This is a genomic window from Microcoleus sp. S13_C5, assembly GCF_036700845.1.
GTDB lineage: Bacteria > Cyanobacteriota > Cyanobacteriia > Cyanobacteriales > Microcoleaceae > Microcoleus.
In genome coordinates, this window is the sequence record NZ_JAUBPR010000008.1 from 74244 (window position 1) to 100563 (window position 26320).

The window sequence follows — 26320 nt, forward strand, 5'->3', positions numbered from 1 at the left end:
CCTGCATCTAGTTTAAAGCGTTGCAGGCGAGATTTGCTTTTTTCCAGGTTTGGCGATCGGCAGCGTTACTATAAATGTACTGCCGACGCCTTCTTCACTGATCAAAGTAATTTCGCCACCGTGCAAGTCCACGCATTTTTTAACAATGCTCAGCCCCAATCCCGTACCGGGAATTCGACCTACATTTTTAGCCCGGTAAAATGAATCAAACAACCGTTCTTGGTCGGCGACAGGTATGCCAATTCCTGAATCATGTACCGAAAAAATAGCCTCGTTTTCAGCAAGTTTTAATTCAAAAATTACTTCGGTATTTGGGGGAGAATACTTAATAGCATTGGACAGCAAATTACCCAGAATTCGCCGGAGCAAGCTTACCTCCAAACACGCCATAGCGGATTGATAGGGATTGACAAAAATCAGCGTTACCCGATCATTTTCAGGTTTCAACTTCAAGCTGCTCTGAAATTCCTCCACCAACTCATTACACAACTTTGCTAAGTCTATCGGTAGCAAGGAAAAACCTGTTTTCCCCGATTCAACACGCCCCAGCAGGAGAACATCATCTAATAACAAATCTATGCCTTTTGCGGCTGCTTGAGTTTTATCTAGAAGTTCTTGTGTTTTCTCCTCTGTTAATGTCAACTTGTACTTGCTAAGAAGTTGTGTAGTGCCGATGATGAAATTCAAAGGGTTGCGAACGTCATGGGCAATCATGTACAGTAAAGATGTTTTCATCTCGTTGAGTTCTTGGGCTGTTTGCAGAGTGCGATCGAGTTGGTCGTGAGACAATTTGAGAGTTAAAGACAACTGGCGCGATCGCAGCAAAATCTCCACCCGCGCTTGCAATTCTATCTTCTCGATCGGAGCGATAATCAAATCGTCAATACTTTGCCAAATAAATTGCGTTGCCATCCCTACATCCGAGCGGGATGTAATCAAAAGAAAAGGCAAGCATACCGGGTGTTCTGCCTGTTTTTGGGCGGCCACCCATTGCCAGTGGCGTTTCAGGGCAAGACCGTCAATTATCGCCAGGTCAAAAGATTGATTAAATGGTAAAAAATCCTCACTATCTGTTGAGTTTGGCAGCAATACCTCATAATAAACTGCTAGCCATTCTAATAACAAGCGACGATTTTCTTTCTGTTCGACAAGCAATAAAATTTGACTCACGCAGGTTCTCCTAGCAAGCTGTGAACAATTCCCAGCAAATCTCTAACGATCAAAGGTTTTACCAACATATTCCTAGCCCCGTGGCAGAGGCTTTCGTGCTGAATAGCAGCGCTTTGTTTGGGCGAGAGTATCAGAAAAGGGATTTGGTTATTTCGCAGTTGTTCGCAGCACTCCCAGATCCGGCGATCGAAACCAGAAATATCTACTAAAGCCATCCCGATCCTAGCAGGCTGACTGATAGCTTGTGCAACATCTTCAAAGTTATAAGCCGCGATCATCTGGTATCCTTCTTTATTGAGAAATTGTGCTAATAGTTCCAAGTTTCGCTGATTGCGGTCTACGGCTAAAATTATTGAGTGGCCAGTCATTTATCAGCTTCCTGTGAATACGGGTTATACCATTTTAGATTTTAGATTGTAGATTTTAGATTTTAGAATGGGGAGTGAGTGATTATATATGGGTTGGGATGTGGCCTAAAGTTGGCTTCTTTTTTTATCTGGTATTAGCTTAATTTTGGGCGAGGGATTACATCGGTTTCCACTTAAGTGAAGTACAGATGATCTGACACAGGACACGGCCGCGTGCCCTGTGTCCCTACTGTATTTCATAGAATTGAAAACTACAGTACGATAAAAGTCGAAAAATACACAAATTTACCAATATATTTAAGTTTTCCAGGACTTAGGCTAGTGGTAAGGTGCGCGGTGCGCCCCCTACAGCTAGTGGTGAGGTGCGCGGTGCGCCCCCTACTTATTAGTAGATTCACGACTGCAAAATTAGCTGCACTTGCCCAGAAACAGCAGGACCAATCCTGATTCAATCTTCATCCGCTCCCCCCTCAATCCACACCGGCGCCGAACTCAAAATGCCGCGCAGCCCCCCTATCGGTTTGCTGACTTTGATGCCGTAGCGAGTAATATCGAGTTCTCGCAGAGTTCTCTCAAAATTGCTGACTCGTTTTTTAATTACTCCGATCCCCTTGCGGATTTCTGTCCTATTATGCAGTTGGCGTTCCAGATAGCGTATAAACAGAAGATTATCCGCCAAATAGCTAATCCCGATCTCGGTCAGCCGAAAATCTCCGCTAATGGCTTCTACCTCATTAATCAAGATAACGGTGACTCCCATATTCTTCAGATACTTACACAAAGCGTGCAAATTGTGCACCAAATCTTGCCCCTGCATCGAAAGCTGATAGCCAGAAATACTGTCAAGCATCACAATCCGCGTCTTTTCCTGCTCCACCTCCTGGCGAACCATACAGGCAAACTGATCCGGCGAGTACAGCAAAGGTTCTACGGGTATCACCGAAAGACTTCCTTGCCCCATCATCGCCCCAACCGGGATGTTAACTGATTCGCAGCGCTGCAGCAGAGTAGAAGTTGACTCCTCAAAAATGTAAACTACCGATCGCTCCCCCCTTCCTGCAGCTTCCTTCATAAACTGAATGCCCACCGTCGTTTTACCAACGCCGCTAGGGCCGCTAATCACCGTCACAGTCCCCCGTTCCAGTCCCCCGTGCAGGAGTTCGTCAATTTCTGGAACCCCAGAAGAAATTGCTTCAGCAACAAAATCCTGTTGATAGTTGTCCGGCAGCAGTCGCGGATATACCTCCATACCAGCCTGAGTCAGGCGCAGCGAATGGCGGCCGCTGCGGAAGTTGGAGCCTCGCAGCTTGGTGACAGACAGGGCGCGTCCTTCTTTCAATAGTTCTAAATAAATTACTCCGTCGCTGATGAACTGCAAATCGTCGTCGGGAGCACTTGATGTGCCTTCGGAGGTAAACACCACCGTCGCCCCCCCTTCTACCAAAAACCGTAGAAAAGACAGAACTTGCTTGCGAAACTGAAACTCATCCGCAGCTAAGTAGCGAAATTGAGTGATTGCGTCCAAAAACACCCGTTGTGGCTTGACAGCTTGGACTCGCTCAATAATCTTTTGTGTAGTCGGTTCTCGCTCAACCTCGGAGGGCGAGAAAATGTCATAAGTCTGAACTTCTGTAAAGAATTCTGACGATGGGCTCAAATCCAGGAAGGGCATCGCTTCAATATCAAAACCGAGACTTGCGGCATTGGCCCGCAATTGCGCTTCGGGTTCTCCTAAAGTAATAAACAGGGGCGTTTCTCCCAGAGCCACACCTGCTGCCAAAAAGTGAAAGCCGAGTGTAGTCTTGCCAGTACCCGGGCCACCACGCACCAAATAAGAGCGTTGAGGAATTAGGCCACCGCCAATCACTTCGTTGAGACCGGTAATTCCCAGAGAAATTCGGTTTTGAGACATTTGTTTTTTCATGTTTTGAATATCGGGCCCGTATTAATATTTAATGGTTTTAGGCAGTGTTTTGATATTTTTTTTTACCGGGCGTCTGATAACCTTCATGAAATCTTTTTCTACCGAAAATTACGTAAGCATACAAGAATTAGAAAGTATTGTCGGGGCTGCTGGCATCTGTCGCTGGCAAGATACAGAGCCATTTTGGCAAGAACGGGTAGGAAAAGCAGTTGCCCCCGACACGAAAATAGATTGTACCGTTTACCCGAATACTCAGGAAGAACTGGCGGCTGTCATTGCTTGGGCACAGCAAAATCGCTGTGCAGTCTTGCCTTGTGGCAGCGGCAGCAAACTTGATTGGGGCGGTTTAGTTAAATTTGACTCCGATCCCCCCCAGCCCCCCTTAACAAGGGGGGAGCAAAATGTTGTCAAAGTGGGTCTTTTTAAGGGGGATTTAATGGTATCTCCTGATGCAGCGGGGCTTGTGGCTGTCAGCACTTCGCGCCTCAATCGAGTTGTACAACACGCTGTAGGCGATTTAACCGTGACTGCCGAAGCCGGAATGAAGTTTGCGGATTTGCAGCAAATTTTAGCGGCAGCAGGTCAATTTTTGCCGATCGATCCAGCATATCCGCAACAGGCAACTTTGGGCGGCATTGTCGCTACTGCTGATGCGGGTTCCTTGCGGCATCGCTATCGCGGGGTGCGCGATTTGCTATTGGGAATTACCTTTGTGCGATCGGACGGTAAAATTGCGGTAGCCGGAGGTCGAGTTGTTAAAAATGTCGCCGGTTACGACTTGATGAAACTGTTTACTGGTGCTTACGGCACATTGGGGGTCATTTCTCAAGTAACTTTTCGAGTTTATCCGCTGCCTGAATCATCGGGAACCGTAGTGCTGGCAGGGGAAATTAATGCTTTGTCCAAAACGGCTCAAATCTTATTATCCTCTGCTTTGACACCAAGTGCGATCGATTTGCTGTCACCTGAATTAGTCGCAAAATTAGGCTTAGGAAAGGGCACGGGATTAATCGTCAGATTTCAAAGTATCGCCCCAAGTGTTAAACAACAATCAGCTCGCTTACTGGAAGTTGCCGAAAAGTTGGGTTTGCAAGGCACTAGCTACGGCGCAAATGATGAGCATCAGTTATGGCAAAGATTGCCAGAAACAATGTGGGATTCTGGCACAAAGTCGGCAATTATTTGCAAAATAGGAATCAGACCGTCGGAAGCTGTAACGGCCATTAACGAATTGCCGGTACAGGACGCTTTGATTCATGCAGGTAGCGGTTTGGGGGTTTTGCGGTTTGAGAATGCGACTGCAGACACGTTGTTGCAGGTACGCAGAGGGTGCGAAGCGAAAGGCGGTTTTCTGACTGTTTTAGCGGCGCCGACCGACATCAAGCAACAGTTAGATGTTTGGGGCTATAATGGAAGTGCGATCGATTTAATGCGCCGGATCAAACAGCAGTTTGACCCGGAAAATCTTTTGAGTCCCCATCGTTTTATAAGCGGTATTTAGTTTAAAGTTTGTAGTCAGGACTTCTGTAAAAAGTGGTTTTACACGCTACTTATAGCGGCAAATTTCGCGCAGCAAACCTACATATAAAGCTTCTGCATAAATTCCATTAAACTGACTAAAGTCCTGGCTACGAAGAAAAACAATTAGGTAATATATATATGCAAACTTCAGAAAAATCTCCAGTTCCCAGCGACGATTTAAAACCAGCCAAAGAAAGTAATTTTTTAGCACAAAATCCCCACTTACAAACCCTCGAAATCCCCGGTTTCGACGCCAACAATCCGCCCGACCCGAAATTAATCGATACTTGCGTACACTGCGGCTTTTGTTTGTCAACTTGTCCGAGTTATCGCGTACTTGGCAAAGAAATGGATTCGCCCAGAGGCCGCATTTATTTAATGGACGCAATTAACGAAGGCGACGCACCTTTAAACGAAGCAACCTCACAGCATTTCGATACTTGTTTGGGCTGTTTGGCCTGCGTTACAACTTGCCCTTCTGGAGTTCAATACGACAAGTTAATTTCCGCAACACGCCACCAAGTTACTAGAAATCAGGAACGCACTTTTTCCGACAATGTAATTCGCACTCTGATTTTTAATCTCTTCCCTTATCCTCACAGATTGCGGCCTTTGCTTGTACCCCTGTTTATTTATCAAAAATTAGGACTGCCAAAACTGGTCCGCAAAACAGGTTTGCTGAAAAAAGTATTTCCCCGCTTGGCGGCGATGGAATCAATTTTGCCGAAAGTTACTGTCGATTCTTTCCGAGATAATTTACCAGAGGTAATTCCGGCACAAGGGGAGAAACGCTATCGAGTCGGCGTGATTTTAGGCTGCGTGCAGCGGCTGTTATTTTCGCCAGTTAATGAGGCTACGGTGCGAGTTTTGACGGCTAACGGTTGCGAGGTTGTGGTTCCTAAAAGTCAGGGATGCTGTGCTGCTTTGCCGGAACACCAAGGCCAAGCGGAACAGGCGAAAGCTTTGGCGAGGCAAATGATTGATAGCTTTGAAAATACGGGTGTTGATTTTGTGATTATCAACGCTGCTGGGTGCGGCCATACTCTGAAAGAATACGGTCATATTTTAGCAGATGACCCGGATTATCGGGAGAAAGCTGAGAAATTTGCTGCTAATGTGAAGGACGTACAAGAGTTTTTGGCAAGTGCGGGAATTACGGCAAAACTTAATCCTTTGATTGACGGAGATTTGACCATTGTTTATCAGGATGCTTGTCATTTGTTGCACGGGCAAAAGATTAGTTTGCAGCCGCGTCAGTTGCTGCAACAAATCCCTGGGGTGAAGTTAAAAGAACCTGTGGATGCGGCTTTGTGCTGCGGGAGTGCGGGGGTTTACAATATGCTTCAGCCGGAGATTGCTGATGAATTGGGAGTGCAAAAGGTGGAGAATTTGCTGAATACGGGGGCGGAGTTGATTGCTTCTTCTAATCCGGGTTGTTCTTTGCAAATTAAGAAGCATTTGGAGTTGCAGGGAAAGGAAGTTACTTTAATGCACCCGATCGAGCTTTTGGATTATTCGATTCGCGGGGTGAAGTTGCTGAGGAAGTAGTTTGGTAGGGCGGGCGGTGTCTGCCCTATTTTCGATGCGCTCTTTTGTGAATGAGATTTTTTTTAATGAATTGCAGGAATTCACAGGCGGGGCGCCTGTTCCACAGAGGAGCGTCGGATGAAGAGTTGCAAATTTATCGCCTTGATGGCGAACAGTTTACAAGTTATGAGGAGGTTTCTCGTAGCTTGGAACAATCCCAAAAGCGGGCAGAACAAGCCGAACAGCGGGCTGCTGTACTGGCAGAAAGACTGCGATCGATGGGAATTGACCCGGAACAATTGTAAACTAGACGGGGAAAAGAGCGATCGCACTTTTAAATTTTAGCAAAAGTGCGATCGGCATAATGACTAATGACTAATGACTATTTCCCCTCTTCTAACCTCAAAAAATGCACCTGTCCCGAAGCTTCCGCCACTACGATTGTCACCCCATCAGGTGCAATAGCGCAAGCTTTCAAAGCACTATCTCCGCTGAAACTAGCAATTACTTCTCGACTTAACAAATCCCAAACTTTGAGAGTATTATCGTCCGAAACAGAAATTGTCTTTGTTCCTATAGTTGCCACAGATGTTACCGCATCAGCATGACCTGCCCAAGTAAAAACTTCTTTTCTACTTGACAAATCCCAAACTTTCAAATTGTGTTCCCGCCCTCCTGAAATCGCCCATTTGCCATCCGCCGTAACTGCCACAGCATTCACAAAACTCTCATGACCTTTGAGAGTGAAAAGTAGATTTTTGACGGCTAAGTTCCAGAAATTTGCCAAAATATTCTTTTCTTTCCCCAAACTCCAAACTTTCAGAGTTTGGTCGCCGGAAGCCGAAATAACCCGATTGCTGTCGGGAGTAACTGCCACAGCTTTTATGCCGTCCTCATGACCTGAAAAAGTAAAAAGTTCCTCTCCTGTTTCTAGATTCCAAACTTTAATAGTTTTGTCTGCCGAACCGGAAATCGCCATCGTTCCGTCTGCCGTCACGGCCACAGAATTTACCCAGTCTGTATGACCAGTGAAAGTAAAGATTTCTTTTCCGGTTTCTAGATCCCAAACTTTCACAGTTTTGTCGCCGGAACCCGAAACTATTCGCTTACTATCTGGTGTTATTGCGATCGCTTTTACCCAATCTTGATGTCCCGAAATAGTAAAAATTTCCTGTCCGTTTTTGAGATTCCATACTTTAATGCTGTTGTCTCCTGAACCGGAAATCGCTTTCGTACCGTCCGCCGTCACTGCTACAGCATTTACCCAGTCATCGTGACCTGCAAATGATAAATTTTCTTTGCCTCTTTCTAAGTGCCAAACTTTGAGAGTTTTGTCAGAGGAACCAGAAACTATCCGCTTGCCGTCGGGGGTAACAGCCACAGCATTTACTGGGGCGATGTGATTGGTAAAAGTGAAAAGTTCTTCTTTTGTTTCCAGATTCCAAACTTTCACCGTTTTGTCGCCGGAAGACGAAATTACCCGTTTGCCGTCGGGACTGACTGCCACAGCTTGAACGAAACTGCTATGTTTTCCTAAAGTGAAAAGTTGCTTTCTTTCTGACAAACTCCAGACTTTAACAGTTCCGTCGTAACTGCCGGAAATTATTTGTTCGCCGTCGGGACTAACTGCTACACTTTTTACCCAGTCTTCATGACCCGTGAGAGTAAAAAGTTCTTTTCCAGTTTCTAAGTTCCAGACTTTCATGCTGTTGTCTCCCGACCCGGAAATCAACCGTTTGCTATCAGGAGTTACTGCTACTGACTGGACAAAACTGCTGTGACCTTTGAAGTTAAAAATTACTTCCTTGCTTGTCAAATCCCAAACTTTAATACTGCCATCCCAAGAACCTGAAATTATTCGCTTGCCGTCGGGAGTTACTGCTACTGCTTCTACGGCAAAAGTATCGCTGGCAAAAGTAAATATTTCTTGTCCAGTTTCTAAATCCCAAATTTTAATCGTATTGTCCCAAGAACCGGAAATTACTTTAGTGCCGTCCGGGGTGACAGCTACAGCATTGACGTAGGTAAGATGACCTTTGAGGGTGAAAAGTTCTTCTCCTGTTTCTAAGTGCCAAATTTTGAGATTGTGGTCGGAGGACGCAGAAATTGCCCGCTTGCCGTCGGGGGTGATTGCTACAGCTTGTACCCAGTCTGTATGTCCGGTGAGGGTACGCAGCAATCTCCCGCCGGGAGGAGTAAAGCTGGGCGTTAGCGGTCGCAGCCAGGGGGGTGTTTGGTTTTGTGCCTGTGCTAGCAGTGCTTGAATTTCTGGACTTTCAAAGCACATCAAGCGGGCTATTAGTTGGGTGGCTAGTTGGCTTTTATCTGTGGCTAGAATGTGGGCAGACAGCCGAATTGCTTCTTGGATTAATTTGAGTTGGTCGGCTTTTTGGTCTGAGATAATAATATCGGGACTTCTTGCTAAATCGTAATCTTCTATTAGCGCCTGTACTCCCGATGCTGACAGCTTGGCTTTAATAAAATTGTAATCTGTTAGTAAGCTGTATAATTTTTCGGAGTCTGAAGTCGCTGCTAGCTGACTTGGCAGGATTCCCAGGTAGTGCGTCTGTTCTGCGGGCTGCATTTTATCCAGCCCTTGTGTAAACTCGGTCATAAATTTACGGATGTGTTTTTTTAATGTATGCGATCGCTAGCTGTACCCTACCGAAAAGCCGATCGAGAATCTTTTCTCTTGACTTAGCATGACATATTTGAATGCTATGTGCTACGGGCTTGCTTTCCTCGGTTTGGTGATGGTTCGATGAATTGCTGGTTTTTTAGTCTGAGTCTGCTTTGAGAATTTTCAAGCAGTGCGATTACCATAAATCGCCGCCAATATCATTCGACTCCGCAACGCCCAATTTACCGATCGACAAAAGCTCACATATATCGTTATTTTTCTTAACATAGCTGGTATTTGGGCGATGATGGTCGATCTATCAACACTGTCAAAGCTAAAAAATTTCAGGTATCGCAATCCTATTTAATGTGCGAAAAAGACTTTTTATAACGAAATATGATGGCGGATGCTCTAATTTTCTGTCAAGTCGGCTGCATCAGCGAGGCAGATCTCCCCCTGGTTGGGTTTGGTACCTCAACGGCATCTGCAATCTGTTTCACCCAAAGCTCTCAGAAAGCTTTGCAGGTGCGCCCCCTTCCTCTAAAATATAGAAAAGGACTTGCACTCTTAAACCGGGTTTCTACACAAAATCATTGGTTTGACCGCTAGGTACGTAGGAAGAAACTGGGTTTCTGACTCCATAGCGCGCAAGTGGCGATCGCAAATAAAGCAGTATTGACTTTAGAGACAAATTTCATGGATGTTATCGAGTTTTTCGAGTTAAGTGCAGGCAAATGGTTTTCTCAGCGTACCGTACACAATCTCAATTCTGGCGAATTGCAGGCAGGTAAATCCGACCTCAAAATAGAAATACTGACAGCTAGCGATGCAGCAGTCGTCAAACTTTGCCAACAACACTCGATTAACCCGGATTCAACTGGGCTAACTAGCGTTCGGATTAGTTGGGACGGTATTCCCGATCGCGACAAAGCTAAACAAATCGGTTCTACCATACTAGCGATCGTACCAAATCCCGACAATCCCAGCGAAGGCAAAGTGTTGCAAGACAAGGGTAACAGTCGCTATGTGATGGGCGACGACGTACTGACATTGATTACAGAATCAGACACCCTCCATGCAGAAGAAAGGCTGTGGTATCTCATGCCCAACCTGCGGTTGCGGACTAGCGTTGTTAAGCAAGCTAACGGTACAGAACAAGCATCTTTTTGTTCGGAAATTCGGATGGGAGGAACTCCGAAAACTTAACTCTCACAAACAACTATGTCATTCCCAAACATTACCCCAGTTCCCTAAAAAAATGCAACTGTAGGCAGATCCAAATCACGATCTTCATCAGTAATTCCTAATTCTTTAATCGAAAATCGAAAAGGGTATTACACCCTATTTCTGCTTTCTCCCTTCTTTCTTCTGCCTTCTCGGGCAATCGCTTTTAACTTGGTATGAAAATCAGTGTGTTTGACAACTGGGAATGTTTTTGCCACAGGTGTGTCCGCTAATTTGTGCTCAGCTTCGGCTCGATCGGCGAGGGCGGTAACAGCCACATCTTCATATACTACAAATTCTGTATTTTCTTTTGTGCGATCGTCGGCTGCAGGCAATTTTCCTGTTTCCTCTGCCTCTGTGTTCGAGACTTCTGCATGAAGCGCCACATCAAGTTGCGCCTCTGACGATCCACGAAAATCTAACTCTGTGGCACTGACTTGCGATTCTTGGTTCGATAAAAGTATATCTTCCGGTGAGAGTTGAACAGCACTTTCCCCGGTTAAATTTTGAGGAAAATTATTGCATACCAAGCGTTCAAACTCGCGATTGAAATGATAGAGAGGTTCACCTATTCGATGCCACATACTCAATAGCTGTCCCACAGAAACAGCCTTGTAGCGCCCTTGATAAAGCGCTTCAACCACTGCTAAACGCAGCCAATAGCCGGGATACTTGGTCAGCCATTCACCCGCCAATTTCTCTGCTTTTTTGCCACCTAGGTCAAAACCGTAGTGAACCAGCAGAGCCGCTGCTTGTGCAGATATTGCGGTCACTTCTGTCATTTGTTGCCTGTTGACTGTTGACTGTTGACTGTTGACTGTTTTCTGTTGACTGTTTTCTGTTGACTGTTGACTGTTGGTTCCAAATTCCCAATGACCAATTGAATCAATCGGATAAACGCACTCCTCCTTCTACAGTTCGCGCGTCCCCGGAAAAAGGTTGGGGAGTCCCATTCCAGTTGAAGTCGCTAATTCTAAAAGTTAGGCTGCCGACTTGACGCTCAGGATTAAAACGCAAAATGATTGCGTAGCTACGGCGGCTATATTCTAAAGTGTAATTCGTACTTATTGTTTCCCCGCTTTCTAAATTAATAGCACTTTGAAATCCAACTCGAAAACCTCCGTAAACTTGCTGGACAAGCCCAAAAGACAGGACTCTCAAATCTACTAAGCGATCGAATAAAAACGGCGAGATACCGTCGCGCCCCACCTGGGTATAAGTCACGTTAAACCCAGTGTAATCGAGGAAAGGGCGGGAGAAATGACCGAACTGCCCTTGAATGCCGACGCTGCCAGCGAGCGAATTTTGTCGATCGCCGCTGCTGTAATAAGTGCCAACTCCCCGGAGTCCCAAAGCCAGTTGCAAGAAAGGAACCACCGGCGTCCGCGTATACCTCAAACCCTGGGTGGGAGTGCGGGGCAGCGGTTCGCCCTCCCACAGGTTGAAGCCGCGGCTTAAGGCGAAGCTGACTTGGGAACGGCTCAGATCGACGCGGTTGTTTTCCCGCACTGGTTCGAGCAAGTCTGCTCGATCGGTGTCAGCATTGATAAATTGATACCCGGCTTGGTAGCTGAGATTGATGCCAGTGCGTCCGAGTGGGATGACTGGAGAAGTGAGGACTGCCCCGAGACTGCTCTGCACGGTTTGATAACCCAGAGAACCGTTAAACAGTCGATCGCGATAACTATATTCTGCTGCCAGAGAGTGAGTGCCGATCAACTGTCGGAGGCGCAAATTGCCACGAAAGCTGTTTTCCGGCAAATTCGGGAAATCTTCCAAACTCAGAAATATTGCCGATCCGTCCAGCCTGGTGCGCGGGCCCAGACTAGCGCCCAACCTCGCTTTCAGCCCGTAACTATCGGGAGAAAACGGATTGCCACCGTGCTTTTCCACAACCCGCTGCAGGTAAATTTGCGGCGTCAGGGTCAGCCGCACCGGCCCGTTTTGCAACACCTCAAAACCGCACTCGGCATACAAACCGCCGCGGTCGCCCGCGTCGTAACCAAGCGTCAAACACGGGCCGTTTTGCTGCCTGCTGTCAAACACTTGCCTGCGGGGATACACGGGTATTTTCACCCGGTTGTCGAACACCAAGCGGGGTTTAGTTGTGACCAATTCCTCAGCCGTGGGCGAAATCCTTCTAATCGTCGCCCTCCGGGCCCTGTATTCAAATTCCGGGGGGGAAAACGGGTCGTTAGTAATCCGAATGTTGGTTGCTACCCTCGCGCCGTCTGGCAGCAGTTCGATGCGTTCTGCTTCAAAGCGGACGCGGTTGACGGCACCAGTAACTTGGGGGGCTGCTAGCTGTCCGCCGCCACCGATAGTAACTGTAGCAGCGCCGGGGGATTTGACTCCGCGCAGGGGTTGCTGGCTGGTAATTCGATCACTCAGGGGCTGTTCGAGAATCGTCCCAGCACTAATATCTGTCGGCAGTGTGGGGGTCAATTCGCTACCTGCTGCGGGCAGGAATATTTCGCCGCTGGCTTGTTCGACTGCGCCGCTGTTGAGGCCGAGATTGAACTCCATCTGCTGGCCGCGTACTACTTGTTGGCCGCGGGTATAGGCGACATTGCCGGATGCTACCACTTGGCGGGTGACTAAGTTGACGATCGCCCGATCGGCATCTATCACAGTTTGCCGGAACCGCACAACGACATTACCCACCGCCGTCACAATTTGCTGCTTATCGTCGAATTCTTGGCTGTCAGCCTTAACTTCAATAGTATCGGCTGGAGTCACCGGAAAAGGCACCGTCCGCTGAGAAGGGGCGGTGCGGACTCCCGGCGCGGCTGGTTTAGGTTTCGGTGTCGGCGCAGCGGGTCTTCTAGGTGCAGGGGTGGTTGCTGGTGCGGGAATGTCGAACTCCTGTTGCCCGCTGGGTGCTGGTTCTAGCGCGGGTTCGGGAACGGGAATTTCAGCAGGTTGGGGAGAGTTATCTTCTAACTGCCGGCCTTGGGCCTGATACCAACTTTCCTGCTTTCCGACCTGATTTCTCTCCTGTTTTCTCTGCGCCTGTGCGGTTCGTTCCCGATTCCGAATGGCAATGGCATTTTCTACTGAACCCAACTGGTAAGCAGTAAACGAGGAATCTTTCGGAGTTTCCGCAGTTTTGGGTTCTCCCACAGGAGGCCGACGCTGAAATCCCACCACTGCCTCGCCGCTTTCGACTGCAGCTAGGGGGTCGGCGATTTCTGGAGGCCGATCGGTGGCTGGGGTGGTGCCGAGGAGTGTGGCGGCAGGTTCTGCTGGGGCCGGTGTGGGTTCTGGCTGAACGATCTCTGGGCTTGGTTCCGGTATTTCTGCGGGGTTGCTGCGGGTGTCTCCATCGCCGGCCGCCACAGTGAGAGCGACTTTTTTTGGCTTTGCGATGTAGATGATGGCAGAGGGTTCTGGCGGCGGTACCGGATAGGGCATAGTTACAACAGGTAAGTCATCCGATTTTAGATTTTAGATTTTAGATTTTAGATTTTATAGGGTGCAAATTATTGAAAATTTTTGCATCTAAAAGGCAAGTGTTTAGACATTAATCTGACATCTAAAATTTGCAGTGGGTTTGGCGCGCCGGAATAGGGCTGCTTTCAGAAGTTGCTTTCGCCACAAGATAACCTCGCTGCTAGTGCGAGGTCAAGTTTTGTTCGACTAATTTTTGCGGGTTTGTCGGCTGTTGCAGGGGCTGCGGTGGCGCGCCCCTACTCTGCAGGCGAGATAACTTGTTTATTCCATGTCTCTGCGGTTGGGGTTCCGGGCTGGGTCATTGGACAAAAATCCAAATATGAACAGGGAAACAAAAAATAAAACAACTACATTAACTACGATTTTGAGGGTTAGCACTGTGGGAGTCTCCAAAGATGGCATAATACTGAGCTGATTTGCTGCTGTTGCGGCAACTTTTTTATCATAAGCTAAAGATTAGTCAAATTTATCTTTGCTTTTGAGGATTTTTGGCAAGTTGATTTTTGCCCAATTCCAGAGTTGCTCGGCGATGTTTTCTAGCCGCAGCATAACTCGATCGAGCCATTCGAGCACTTGTTCTAGGGGGTGCTTAATGTATCCCATCGATTCTGCTTTTGTTTCTAAGTATTCGGCCTCGGGTTGGACGCCTGCGTGCTGATTTTTTGGTTCGGCTGCGGTGGAGGTTGCGGGGGTTGCAGGGGTGTATCTGCGGGTTTGCGCGGTGATTGCTGCTGGGGATTGGTTGTTTGGTCGGGTGTTCGGGTTTGTGTTTTTTGGCACTTGGGTTTCCGGCGCGCGCCCTGGGGTTGATTCTGCTGCGAGTGCAGAGCTATTTTTTTGAGTAACTGCTAAATCAGATGCTGTTTGGGGTTGACTTTTTGTGCTTTTTGTCAGCAAGCTCTGTTTTAGCTGCCCGAGCAGGCGGTGAAGTGCTTCGGGGTAAGGGGATATGGAGACTGCGGTCGATCGACCTTCTGCCAATTCTCCTAATTCTGCAATTTCCTGCTTGACTTGGGGGCTAGTTTGTGATACCGCTCTGGAATCTGCTGCCTCTGGTTCGGAACTGCCGTCGATTAAATGCTGCGGTGCTGCTTCTCCGAATAAGTCTTGCCAGTTCAGCCACGGTCGATCGACCTCTGGGCTTTTTTGCGTGTTTTCTTGTTCTTGTCGTTGTTTCAAAGAATACTGAATAGCAACTGCTTTTTCCGTATTATCACTTGCTGCTGTTTCTTTGCCGAGGAGGTGGTCTACTGACGACCAAATAATTCCTTCGATGTTTCGCGCGTATTTTTCCAGGATGTCGCGGGCGGACAAATCTACATTGGCGTCTGTGCCGGATGTATTAATTTTTACTCCCGGGGCTGCGGTGGGTGCGGCGATTGTTTTTGCCGCTGGCGGTAGGGTTAATTCCTCGATGTTGACGGCGGCGCGATCGAGTAATGTAACAAAGGAGAGAGGAGTAGGGGGTCGATCAAACTTGCTGTTAAAATTAGTTTCTAGTTTTGGGGTATTGTGGTCGATCGAATTTGATGCCGCAATCGACTGCTGTGCGGTTTTTGCTTCAATCTGCGCGCGGGCTGTTTGGACTAGGATGGCATTGCGGTCGATCGATTTTTTAACTGCGAGGATTGATTCTCCAAACTGATTTCTTTTCAGAGCAACCGAGCTCGTCTGAAGCCATGCCATCAATTCCCAAAAACGACGTACCGGCGGCAACTGCGCTTTTTTGGCTGCTGACTCCAAACCGAGATTAAATTTTAATTCTTTTTGGGTAATTTCCCGTCGTTCGGGCCCGCAGTTTGCTACTTCCCAAGTTATGCGACCTTCGAGCAGTTCCTGCTGTTCGGGTGTCAAAATATCTAATATCTGATTTTCTTTTCCGACCAATACTAAAGTGCGGGCTGGGATAAAACTGGCAATTCCCTCAACTTTCGCTTGCGGTTTTAATTGAGTTTTAGCAAGCGGGTTTTCTAAGACGGCAATTGTTTGATTCGTTGCGGTTTGTCCGCTAAAATTGATTGTCGGATGTAAATTGTTAGCAGCATTTCCCTGATTTATTAACAGCGGGAAGCTGGCTAAAGTTTTCGCGGTTTGCGACGAGTTTAGTAAATTTTCGGCGAGGTGCAAAATTTCGGCGATCGAAGTTTCGTCGGAAGTTTTCCCCTGATACCAATTTTGTTGCCCATCGGGATTTTCGTCCCCGACAAATTCTTGCAGTTCAGGTAAATCTACTTTTTGACTTGATTCCCGCAACTGTCGGCCTAGCAGTCGGGAACTTTGCACCAGCAAATAAGCTGGATAAAGCAGAATTTGGGTAGCGGTGAGAGTTGCTTCTTTAATTTGACGCCAAGTTCGATCGCAATTGTCAGCGACTTGGCGGGACTGTTTCGATATAAAATTTAATAGTCGGCTTTGGTATGGGCCGTAGTAACCGTTGGACATAAGTTTAATTATTGAATTCAGATTTTTGATTCGCGCCGGAATTGCTGAATATTGCTGTAAAATCAAAGCGAGATCTTAATCGCAGCTTCAAACCCTCTGAAACCTTTATTTCTTCGCGTCCTTTGCGTCGGGGCGGTTCAATCCGATTTTTGATTAATACACAATTCCTATTTTAGCGAAATATGAGCGCTTCTGTGTCACCTGCTAGCAACAATATTTCTGCCACTGTCGAGAAGTTGCGCCGCCTCAGCCAAGTGGAGGTTCAGTCTGGCTGGAGGTACTGCGATTCTGACTCTGCTGTCTCTTCAGTAAATATTTGTAACAGTCCTGTTGCTGAACTTAACGGCAAAGGACATATTGCTTGGCCGTCGGGGAAGCAAGTTTTGTATTTGGGCCAGCAATTTGTAATTCCTGACAATTTGCACGGCTATCCGGTGGTTGGTTTGCGGTTGCTGCTGGGTTTGACTTGGTGGGCTGAAGATGCTCAAATTTTTGTCAACGGCGAGTTAGTCGGACAGGGAGATTTATTTGATTTTGCCGATCGAGTTTTGTTGAGTTCGTCGGCAAATCCCGGAGATGAATTTTTAGTAATTTTGCGGTTGGTAAGTCCGGGTCACGATAACGGTGCTTTAGTGCGATCGATTTGTTTGTATGAAGCTGCTGACTCTTCTTGTTTCGATCCGGGTTTTGTGGCTGCCGAATTAGAGATTTTGCAAAATTCGCTAACTCAAAATTTAGAAAATGTAAATTCCCAATACCTCTCCACTGAAACAATACCAAATCGCCCCATGTTTGTCAAGGGGGAAACGCTGAAATCTGAGATTGATTTGGCGATGGGTTTGATTGATTGGTCGGCGGTGTCCGATCGCGAAAAGTTCGATCGTTTGTTGTCTGTTTTGCGGCACAATTTACTGGGATATCTGTGGGCTTTTTCTGGGGATTTAGATGAGGGAAACGCAGAGACCGCAGAGGGAGAAAGAAAAGATGAGGTTGTTGAGGTTGGAGAAAGTGGCAACGCTACATCTATATATATAGGAGAAAGTGGTGATCTGACATCTTTTTCGGGGGATTTAGATGAGGGAACCGCAGAGGACACAGAGGGCGCAGATGGAGGAAGAAGGGATGAGGTTGTTGAGGTGGGAGAAAATAGCAATGCTACATCTATATATATAGGAGAAAGTGGTGAACAGACATCTATATATACAGGTAAAATCTATTTGGTGGGTCACGCTCATTTAGACTTAGCTTGGCTGTGGCCTGTCCCGGAAACTTGGCAAGCGGCACAGCGAACTTTTGAGTCGGTATTGAAATTGCAATCGGAGTTTCCCGATTTGATTTTCTGTCATTCAACTCCGGCCCTTTATGCTTGGATGGAAGAACATCGGCCCGATTTATTTGCTGCGATTAAAAAACAGGTGGCGGCGGGTTGCTGGGAAGTTGTCGGGGGGATGTGGGTAGAACCGGATTTAAACTTGATTTCCGCTGAATCAATGGTGCGGCAAGTTTTTTACGGACAGCGTTACGCAAAAGAAAAATTTGGAGAATTGATGCGGGTGGCTTGGCTACCGGATACTTTCGGTTTTGGTTGGCAATTACCTCAGATTTTGCGGCAAGGTGGAGTTGATTATTTTGTGACGCAAAAGTTGCGTTGGAACGATACAACGGAATTTCCCCACGGTGCGTTTTGGTGGGAAGGGTTGGACGGTACTAAAATATTTAGCATGATGTCTCCTCCCATTGGTGAAGGCATAGAATCTGTGAAAATGGCAAGTTATGCTTTTGACTGGCAAGTTAAAACTGGTTTGCAAGATGCTCTTTGGTTGCCTGGGGTGGGCGACCACGGCGGTGGCCCGACTCGTGATATGTTGGAGGTGGCGAAACGCTGGAAAATGTCGCCTTTTTTCCCGAAATTGGAGTTTGCGAAAGCCGTTGATTTTTTGTCTTTGATTGAGAGTCAGTTTTTGCCTGAAGTTGCGACAACTAGGCCAGAAAGCGATGTTCCCGAATCGGACAATCAGGAGAATTTGGGGGCGCTAGAATTTTCAAACTTGTCGGCAATGAAGGATGCAAATCCTCCCATCTCACAACTCAAAACTCTTCCCGTTTGGAAAGACGAACTTTATTTAGAATTCCACCGGGGTTGCTACACGACTCGCGCGGATCAAAAACGCCAAAACCGCCGCTGCGAAGAATTGCTCTACCAAGCGGAGTTGCTGTCTTCGCTGGCCACGATTTGTACTGGTGCGGTTTATCCCAAATCAGAATTAGAATCAGCTTGGAAACAAATTTTGTTTAACCAGTTTCACGATATTTTGCCCGGTTCTGCGATCGCCCAAGTTTATGCAGATGCTAATCTAGCCTTTGCCGAGGTCGATCGCACTTGTCGCGAAATCCTGTCAAAATCTTTGGATGCAATCTCGGCTCAAATTTCTCTCCCTTCGCCTCCGCAGCCCGACGCTCAACCGATTTTGATTTTCAATACTCTCAATTGGTCGCGGTCTGAGGTTGTCGCCGTACCGCTTCCCGATTCCGCTGATTCAGCTTGGCAAATTTACGATGTTTCAGGACAGCGATTGGTGTCGCAGATGGAAACGGGCGATCGACCGCAATCGCACTCTACACTGTTATTTTGGGCAAATAATATCCCCGCCGTTGGCTACCAGGTGTTTTGGCTGTGTCGCGAAGACGCTCAAACTGTGGATAATGCGTCCGAGAGTCGAGAAACCGAAAAAAAGACAGAGTTATCAAAACTTACATACGGTATAGCACAAAAAAACACAGTTAGTCAAGAAACGCCTTTTGCCGTCGCACAAATGGTTTTAGAAAATGAATTTATTCGGGCAACAATAGACGGACAAACCGGGGATTTATCCAGCATTTGGGATAAAGTAAATAACCGAGAAGTCTTGAATGCAGCAGGCGGCAATCAACTGCAAGCATTTCAAGACAGCGGTCAATATTGGGATGCTTGGAACATCGATCCAAGTTATCAAAAACATCCATTACCCGCGCCGACACTCAAAGAGATTGCTTGGGTAGAGCAGGGAGAAATACGGCAGAGTTTGCGTGTAGTCCGACAAATTGGCAAATCGGAGTTTTGCCAAGATTATATAGTAGAAATAGGTTCGCCGCTGCTGAAAATCAAGACAGTGGCAGATTGGCAAGAAAGTCACGTTTTAGTAAAAGCAGCCTTTGGGTTAAATGTAGAAGCAGATTTTGCAACTTGCGAAATTCCCGGCGGTGCGATCGATCGCACAACCAAGCCGCAAACACCCGCCGAAAAAGCCAAATGGGAAGTCCCGATTTTGCGCTGGACTGATATCAGCAATGACGGTTTTGGAGTGAGTTTGCTCAACGATTGCAAATACGGTTGCGACCTTCAACCGAATCGAATTCGGCTGACTTTGCTTCGGGGTTCGACTTGGCCGGATGAACAAGCAGATGTAGGAGTTTCGGAATTTACTTGTGCAGTCTATCCCCATGCTGGAAATTGGCAAGAGGCCAGCACAGTTCGGCGCGGCTACGAGTTGAATTTGCCGCTGCTAGTAAAGGTGTTACCCAAGTTAGAGAAAAATGACCACAAGACTCTGCCGGCAGTTGGCAAGTTCTTGGATTTGTCCGCCGAAAATTTAGTGTTGATGGCGTTTAAACAATCGGAAGAAGATTCTAACGTGTGGATTTTGCGCTGTTGCGAATCCGAAGGTAAAGAAGCTGTGCTAGAACTCAATAGTGATTTGGGATTAAAAATTGTAGAGCCAGTAGATTTGTTAGAACGACCTCCGAATTTGTCTGAAAAGCTGCCCGAAGAAGGAGGATTTAAGATAAAGCCTTGGAAAATCGCGACTTTTACAATTGTCCCCAAAACAGAGACCTAAAGACTTTATACCGCAATCTGCGATCGGCTGTAAACCTACCTCTTTCCCCCTCATCTATTCTCTTCTCATCTCCCCTCTGCGCCCTCTGCGGTTCCTGGAAAACAAATCCAGTTCGCACAGGTAAAAGCCCAAAGCTAAAATTTAATTGTACGAGCATGATAGGGCAATGATTATAGCCTTTTAGTACAGCCAAAAATAAGCTATTCCCAAAGTAACGAAAGTCAGGGGCAGCCCGAACCGCAAATGTTCTTTAAAAGTCAGCCGATCGCCTGATTTCCGTGCAGCAATTTCAGCTACAATCAAATTAGCCACAGAACCCAACAAAGTTAAATTACCCGCCAGAGTAGAACCCGCCGCCAACAACAGCCAAGCAGACGTATCTGTTTTGACAATAACCGATTGCAGAACTAACACCGCTGGTACGTTAGAAATTAAGTTAGAAAGAATTACCGTTACTCCCAACAAACTCAGCGGTGTATTAGTCAAATTAGTTAAATTGTCCAACAAACCCAGTTGTTGAGTGGCTTTAGTCACCACAAACAATCCCGCAAACATTACTAGCAAATTCCAGTCAACGCCTTGCAAAATGCGATCGGACTTGACGCGCCTACTAATTAATAATATACTGGCAGCTATCCATGCAGATTCTGCTAAAGGTGCTCCCGCCAAAAAAGCTACTAAAAGTCCTGCTGTCACCCACAAACTTTTTGCTAGTAAAGGTTTGAACAATCGATAGCGGGCTTGGGGAACCTCCGGCAAAGATTTGCAAGAACGCACTTCTGGATAAAGCAACCACAGCCAAGCTACTTGAACCAGCAAACAAATTAAAGCTACTGGGGCGAGAGAGCCGGCAAATTCCAAATAACTAATTCCCGAAAAAGAACCGACGAGAATATTTTGCGGATTCCCACTCACCGTCGCCACTGAACCTAAATTAGTACCTCCAGCTAAAGCCAAGAGATAAGGGATAGGATTGAGAGACAAAGAGCGAGTCAGACTCAGTGTTAAAGGGGCGAGCAAAATAGCAGTAGTGTCGTTGAGAAAAAATGCCGATAGAATGCCGCTGCCAAAAGTAATGGCTACCATAATGCCGAAAGGAGAACGAGTAAAGCGAGTTAAAAACTCCAAAGCGAGTTGAAAAAACCCCGATGCTCCCAAAGCGGAATTAACGATCATCATTCCGAGCAAAAAAACGATCGTATTGGGGTCGATCGCCTCCCAAGCAGTTTTCAGGTCGAGTATCCCCAAAGCCACCGCAAAAGCTGACCCGATAATTGCAACCGCCGCCCGGTTCATCCGCAGCCCCGGCAAATATCCCAAACCGAATCCGAAGTAGGTTAGGCCCAATACTAGGTATTTGAGTGTTATCATATATACTTAAAACTATTGATTGTCGGTTTTTTTTATTGTCTAGGATGCTAAAACTACAGACTGGGTAATTGCAGCTAAACCTGCTGGCATTGTAACTAGCGGGAAATATCGCCGACAGAGCGTGTACCAACTACAAACAAACACAGTGGTTGCATGGGGAAGCGAAAACCAGCACGCTGGACAAGTCGTATTTTTGTTACAACTTGTAACTTTTTTCAAACAACAGGTTTAATTTAGTTTCACAAAAAAGTTAAATTCCAGAAAGTAAAATTAATTACAGTCGAGTTAAGCTAAAAGTGTTTGCTAAAAAAAGTCATTCAAGCAACCCAGAAACCAACTATTCTCAGTTGATCGACACCAACGGCGAGTTCGCGGCAGCAAAACTTTCGTGCAGCCAACAAGTCGAACAAGATTGGTATGGAACTCTCTACGAGAATTTTCCGGGCATTTACTTCGTTCTAGACGCTTTGGGAAGAGTTTTTTCGCTCAATCAGTTCGGCGCGTCTCGCCTGGCTTACAAATCGCAGGAATTAATTTGTCATTCAATTTTTAACATATTTTACTGCCAAGAGCAAGGCAAAATGCAGGCAGAATTTGCCGGATTGGCCCAGCCGGAAAACGGTACGCCAACTCCAAAAATTGCCTGTTGGGAAGGCTGCTTGACTTGCAAAGACGGCAGGATTATTAGGGTAAAAGCAACCGCCCGTCCAATGCCGGCGGTTGATTGGAAAATAGAGGAAAATACTAATGGTAGCTCAATTGCGAATTTCCAACGGCCGGCTGTACTGTTAGTGTGTGAAGAAATTAAGGCTGCTTCGCAGTCACCCACCTCGCCCAAGCAGAGAGGAAATTGGCGCAGTCCAACTTTAGCGATCGCCAAATTAGCCAAAAGTCAACTTAAAGAACGCAACAATATAGAAGACTTCATCCGCGAAGTAACAGAAACCGCTGTCAGTATTGTCAACTGCGATCGAGCGAGTATTTGGCTATACGGCGAAGACAAAACGCAGCTTCACTGCATCGACCTTTACGAACAAAATACTAAACTCCATTCCGTACAAATAATCATCACAGCCGCCGACTGTCCGGCATATTTTCAAGCTTTAAAATCTGCAAGTGTGATCGCTACTGTGGCAGCAGAAAATGACCCCAGAACGCGAGAACTTGTGGGCCTTTATTTGCTCGATCAGGGCACGACTTCCTTGTTAAACGTACCGATTGTGCTAGCAGCAGGTCAAATGGCGGGAATAGTCAGCGCCGAACGCCAGGGTTCCGACGGTGATTGGACGGAAGAAGAACACGAATTTACCCAAATATTAGCTGATTTTGTATCCTCAAGTTTGTCAGCTAGCGAAAAGTTAAAATTAGAAGCAATGCGGCACGAACAGCAGCAAAACTTGCTGACCCAATACTACGATCAACTAGAAGAAAGAGTAGAAAGACGCACGGCTGAGCTCAAAAAAGCTAACCATAAACTGCAAAAAGAAATAATTAAAAGAAAACAAGCAGAAGCCGAACTACGCCTGCAGCAACAAGAACAGCAAATTATTTTTGATTCCGTGCCGGCGATGATTTGGCTCAAAGATACCGAAAGTCGCCTGCTGCGAATTAATCAAGCCGCCGCTGCATCAAGAGGTTTGCCTGCCGCTCAATTAGAAGGTAAATCTTTTTATGAAATCTATCCAGACGAAGCAGAGCAATATTATTTAGAAGATTTGGAAGTAATCAATTCCGGCGTCCCCAAACAGGGGCAAGTAGAACTGCTACCAACAGTTTCGGGTCAAAAATGCTGGGTGCGGACAGATAAAATACCTTACCGCGATGAAACAGGTAAAGTCGCTGGCGTAATCGTGTTTGCAGTAGATATAACTGATTTAATTAAAGTCGAAAAAGAACTGCGAGAATATCGCGATCGCCTCGCAGAAAAAGTCGAGAAACGTACTGCTATGTACAGGCAAGCCATGACCGCTTTGTACTCCGCAAATACGCAATTGCAACAGTTAATTAACAACAGCTATTCTGCGGGCGAAAATGGCAGCAGCCACTCAGCAGCGCGCTTGCTCGAATGCGAAGCTTATTTTGAAGCAGTGGCCGTGGCTGACCGGGACACAATTTTGAGCGTCAGCAGTAATTTTGCCCAACTTTTCGGTTACGAACCTGCGGAAATGGTGGGAATGAGCTTGCTGGAACTACTGTCGCCCAAATCATACAAACAGGCGCCGCAAATGATTTCTGCAGCCAGTAATACAGTCTGTGAAACTGTTTTTCTCAAGCGAGATGGAACTGCTTTTCCTGCTGACGTTCGCAGCAAATTCGTATTTTGGGAAGGTCGTTTAGTGCAGGTGAAAGCAGTCCGAGACCTCACAGAACGCAAATTGACCGCAGCAGAATTAGAGCGCTCGCGGTCTCTGCTGCACGCTACGTTAGAAGCAACTGCAGACGGCATTCTCGCCGTTACTACCGCCGGAGAACTGATTAGTTTTAACGAAAAGTTAGTTCAAATGTGGGGAATTTATGAAGAAGTTAGAAACTCCATGGATAGAACGGTGCGGCTGGCGTTTCTCACTAAGCAAGTTAAAGATCCGAAGGCTTTTTTGCAGAGAGTTAAAGAATTTTATAGCGATGCGGAGTCGGAAGGTTGCGATATTCTAGAATTTAAAGACGGCCGCACTTTTGAGCGCTACACGCAGCCAATTCGAGTCGGACAAAATATTATTGGCCGGGTGTGGCGCTTCCGCGATATTACCTCTCGCGAAAAAGTGACGGCAATGTTGGGAGATTCTCAAAGGCGCTTTCGGGCAATTTTTGATTCTTCTTTCCAATTTGTGAGCTTGTTGAAACCGGACGGCACTTTGCTGGAAGCTAACCAAACTTCTCTGGATTTCGCGGGAATTAAGCTGCGGGATGTGGCAAATAAACCGTTTTGGCTGTTGCCTTGGTGGGGAGATTCTGAGGAAGTTCAGGAACAGTTGCAGGAGGCAATTTCTCGATCGGCAAAAGGTGAATTTGTCCGCTATGAAGTGGAAGTTCAAGGTGTAAATCGGACGGCAACTGTTGATTTTTCTCTCAAACCGGTCGCGGATGAAACTGGCAAAATAGTATTGTTGCTGCCGGAAGGTCGGGACATTACTAAAAGTAAGCAAGCCCAAGTCGCGCTGCGGCAACAAATAGAAAGGGAACGCCTGATCGGGCAGATTCAATCGCGCATCCGTTCTTCTCTGGATATCCAAGATATTCTCAACACTACAGTAGCGGAAGTGCGGGAGTTTTTGGCAACCGATCGCGTGCTGGTTTTCCGCTTCCGACCCGACTGGAACGGAGATGTGGTGGTGGAGTCGGTTGGAGAAGGATGGATGCCACTGAAGGGGATGGCAATTGATGATTGCTGTTTTGCCAATACTTACATCGGACAGTATTTAAAGGGCCGCATTCGCGCCATCGAGGATGTTCATGCTTCTAATTTGAGCGAGTGTCACCTTAATTTTTTGGAGGCGTGTCAGGTGAAGGCAAATTTGGTAGTGCCGATTGTCCAGCAGGGAATAGAACCTAGGGAAGGTAACGGTTCTTGTCAAGTGCCGAAGTTGTGGGGTTTGCTGATTGCCCACCACTGTTCGGGACCCCGCCAGTGGCAGCAGTTTGATGTGGATTTGCTGAGTCAGTTGGGTACTCAAGTGGCGATCGCGATCGAACAATCTTTACTTTACCAGCAGCTAGCTGCTGCCAACCAACGGTTGGACGGGTTGGCGAATTTGGACAGTCTGACTCAACTAGCTAACCGCCGCCGTTTTGACGAGGTGATCAACCGAGAATGGGAGCAGTCGAGCTCTTTGGAACCGCTATCTTTGATTCTGTGCGACATTGACTGTTTTAAACTTTACAACGACAATTACGGCCACCAAGCCGGGGATGCTTGTTTGCAGCAAGTGGCGCGGGCGATCGGGGATGCTTGCACAAACGCACCCGCAGAACGCCTTTATTTGGCTGCTAGGTACGGCGGCGAGGAATTTGCGGTAATTTTGCCAAATACGGATGTCATGGCTGCACAGGCGGTTGCGGAGGGAATCCGCAGCCGCGTCAAAGCCCTGGCAATTCCTCACATCAAGTCTGTTGTCAGTGATTGTGTGACTCTCAGCTTGGGAGTTGCGGGCGTTTCGGGAAGTCAAAACTCCCCGAAAATGTTGATTGAAGCTGCGGATAAGGCACTGTATCGAGCTAAGTCTGGCGGGCGCGATCGAGTGGCTATTAGTGATTAGTTGTTATTGGTTATTGGTTATTTGTTACTTGTGATTTGTTGGTTATGAGTAGTTTGTTTTTCCTAACTCATAACCAACCAATAACCAATAACTAAAGTAAAGTGATATCGCTAAGTGCGATCGTACTAGCTTCCACCCCTACCAACAGAACCAACCGTTCCCCACTTGCTTTACTAATTAAAGTGCCTTCTGGAATTTGACTTATTGCCAAATTTCCAATTGTTCCGCCTTTATATTGTAGCACATCCAGCCCTTGTGTGAAATCAGAAATAACATCAAATTCGCCGTTATTTTCTAACACAAACGTGTCATTTCCTATGCCTCCAATTAGACTATCATCCCCCAAACCGGAGATTAAAATATCATCGCCAAAACCGCCAGTGAGAGTGTCACTGCCAGCCCCGCCAAAAATAGTGTCATTTCCCTCGCAGCCATCCAGCAAATCGCTACTTTGATTCCCACTTAAGAAATCATTGCCAGCACTTCCGCAGACAGTAAGTAGTCAAACAAAATTAATTACACAAACAACTAATATGATATAATAAAAAATATCAAGTTGTGTTCAAAGAAGT

The 26320-nt window shown here is 46.7% G+C and carries 16 protein-coding genes and 1 pseudogene; 6 read left to right on the forward strand and 11 right to left on the reverse strand.

The genetic code is table 11. The annotated features are described in order from the left end of the window. Positions 1-12: 12 nt before the first annotated feature. From QUA04_RS04225 to QUA04_RS04235, 3 genes are all read right to left on the reverse strand, one after another. On the reverse strand, positions 13-1170 hold the full coding sequence (locus tag QUA04_RS04225) for an ATP-binding protein (RefSeq protein WP_333254062.1): 1158 nt from the start codon (positions 1168-1170) through the stop codon (positions 13-15). Beyond that, positions 1167-1538: a response regulator gene (locus QUA04_RS04230; RefSeq protein WP_333254064.1), complete on the reverse strand. Its 372-nt coding sequence runs from the start codon at positions 1536-1538 to the stop codon at positions 1167-1169. The genes QUA04_RS04225 and QUA04_RS04230 overlap by 4 nt, the downstream gene beginning before the upstream one ends. A 448-nt stretch (positions 1539-1986) precedes the next feature. Further along, entirely contained in the window at positions 1987-3450 is a 1464-nt protein-coding gene (locus QUA04_RS04235; RefSeq protein ID WP_333254066.1) for an ATPase domain-containing protein, read from the reverse strand. A gap of 97 nt (positions 3451-3547) precedes the next feature. Between QUA04_RS04235 and QUA04_RS04240 the strand changes: the two genes are divergently transcribed. The 3 genes from QUA04_RS04240 (at position 3548) to QUA04_RS04250 (ending at position 6815) form a co-directional block, all read left to right on the forward strand. Next, positions 3548-4963, forward strand: coding sequence for an FAD-binding oxidoreductase (locus QUA04_RS04240; protein WP_333254068.1), 1416 nt, complete (start codon positions 3548-3550; stop codon positions 4961-4963). Between the two features lie 158 nt (positions 4964-5121). Beyond that, entirely contained in the window at positions 5122-6531 is a 1410-nt protein-coding gene (locus QUA04_RS04245) for a heterodisulfide reductase-related iron-sulfur binding cluster (protein WP_333254070.1), read from the forward strand. Positions 6532-6596: 65 nt separating this feature from the next. Next, entirely contained in the window at positions 6597-6815 is a 219-nt protein-coding gene (locus QUA04_RS04250; protein ID WP_333254072.1) for a hypothetical protein, read from the forward strand. Positions 6816-6892: 77 nt separating this feature from the next. Here QUA04_RS04250 and QUA04_RS04255 read toward each other — a convergent pair whose 3' ends face one another. Further along, positions 6893-9136 carry a WD40 domain-containing protein gene (locus QUA04_RS04255; protein ID WP_333254095.1) on the reverse strand — a complete coding sequence of 748 codons (2244 nt, stop codon included), beginning with the start codon at positions 9134-9136 and terminating at the stop codon, positions 6893-6895. Positions 9137-9826: 690 nt separating this feature from the next. On the opposite strand from QUA04_RS04255, the gene QUA04_RS04260 reads away from it, so the two are divergent. Further along, a complete protein-coding gene (locus QUA04_RS04260) occupies positions 9827-10336 on the forward strand; it encodes a phycobiliprotein lyase (protein ID WP_333254097.1) in 510 nt (169 codons plus the stop codon). 128 nt (positions 10337-10464) lie between these two features. On the opposite strand, the gene QUA04_RS04265 is transcribed toward QUA04_RS04260, so the two are convergent. The 4 genes from QUA04_RS04265 to QUA04_RS04280 all read right to left on the reverse strand — a co-directional run bounded on the left by QUA04_RS04265 (position 10465) and on the right by QUA04_RS04280 (position 16249). After that, entirely contained in the window at positions 10465-11136 is a 672-nt protein-coding gene (locus tag QUA04_RS04265; RefSeq protein WP_333254074.1) for a hypothetical protein, read from the reverse strand. A gap of 103 nt (positions 11137-11239) precedes the next feature. Continuing rightward, positions 11240-13768, reverse strand: coding sequence for a DUF3769 domain-containing protein (locus QUA04_RS04270; protein ID WP_333254077.1), 2529 nt, complete (start codon positions 13766-13768; stop codon positions 11240-11242). 300 nt (positions 13769-14068) lie between these two features. Next, positions 14069-14185 carry a photosystem II reaction center protein I gene (locus QUA04_RS04275; RefSeq protein WP_039887172.1) on the reverse strand — a complete coding sequence of 39 codons (117 nt, stop codon included), beginning with the start codon at positions 14183-14185 and terminating at the stop codon, positions 14069-14071. A gap of 78 nt (positions 14186-14263) precedes the next feature. After that, positions 14264-16249, reverse strand: coding sequence for a hypothetical protein (locus QUA04_RS04280; protein ID WP_333254079.1), 1986 nt, complete (start codon positions 16247-16249; stop codon positions 14264-14266). A 182-nt stretch (positions 16250-16431) separates the two neighbouring features. Between QUA04_RS04280 and QUA04_RS04285 the strand changes: the two genes are divergently transcribed. Continuing rightward, positions 16432-20124, forward strand: a complete 3693-nt coding sequence (locus QUA04_RS04285) for an alpha-mannosidase (RefSeq protein ID WP_333254081.1) — start codon at positions 16432-16434, stop codon at positions 20122-20124. Between the two features lie 180 nt (positions 20125-20304). On the opposite strand, the gene QUA04_RS04290 is transcribed toward QUA04_RS04285, so the two are convergent. Continuing rightward, the gene (locus tag QUA04_RS04290) at positions 20305-21495 is read right to left on the reverse strand and encodes an anion transporter (RefSeq protein WP_333254083.1); all 1191 of its coding nucleotides are present in this window, start codon (positions 21493-21495) and stop codon (positions 20305-20307) included. Between the two features lie 296 nt (positions 21496-21791). Here QUA04_RS04290 and QUA04_RS04295 point away from each other — a divergent pair, with 296 nt between their 5' ends. Then, positions 21792-25748 carry a PAS domain S-box protein gene (locus QUA04_RS04295; RefSeq protein WP_333254085.1) on the forward strand — a complete coding sequence of 1319 codons (3957 nt, stop codon included), beginning with the start codon at positions 21792-21794 and terminating at the stop codon, positions 25746-25748. A gap of 91 nt (positions 25749-25839) precedes the next feature. Here the strand turns inward: QUA04_RS04295 and QUA04_RS04300 are convergent, their stop codons facing one another. Together QUA04_RS04300 and QUA04_RS04305 are read right to left on the reverse strand one after the other, a co-directional pair. Beyond that, a complete protein-coding gene (locus QUA04_RS04300) occupies positions 25840-26190 on the reverse strand; it encodes a hypothetical protein (RefSeq protein ID WP_333254087.1) in 351 nt (116 codons plus the stop codon). Further along, positions 26170-26232, reverse strand: a pseudogene (locus QUA04_RS04305) (hypothetical protein); the annotation flags it as partial. The pseudogene QUA04_RS04305 and the gene QUA04_RS04300, both read right to left, overlap by 21 nt. Between the last annotated feature and the right edge of the window lie 88 nt (positions 26233-26320).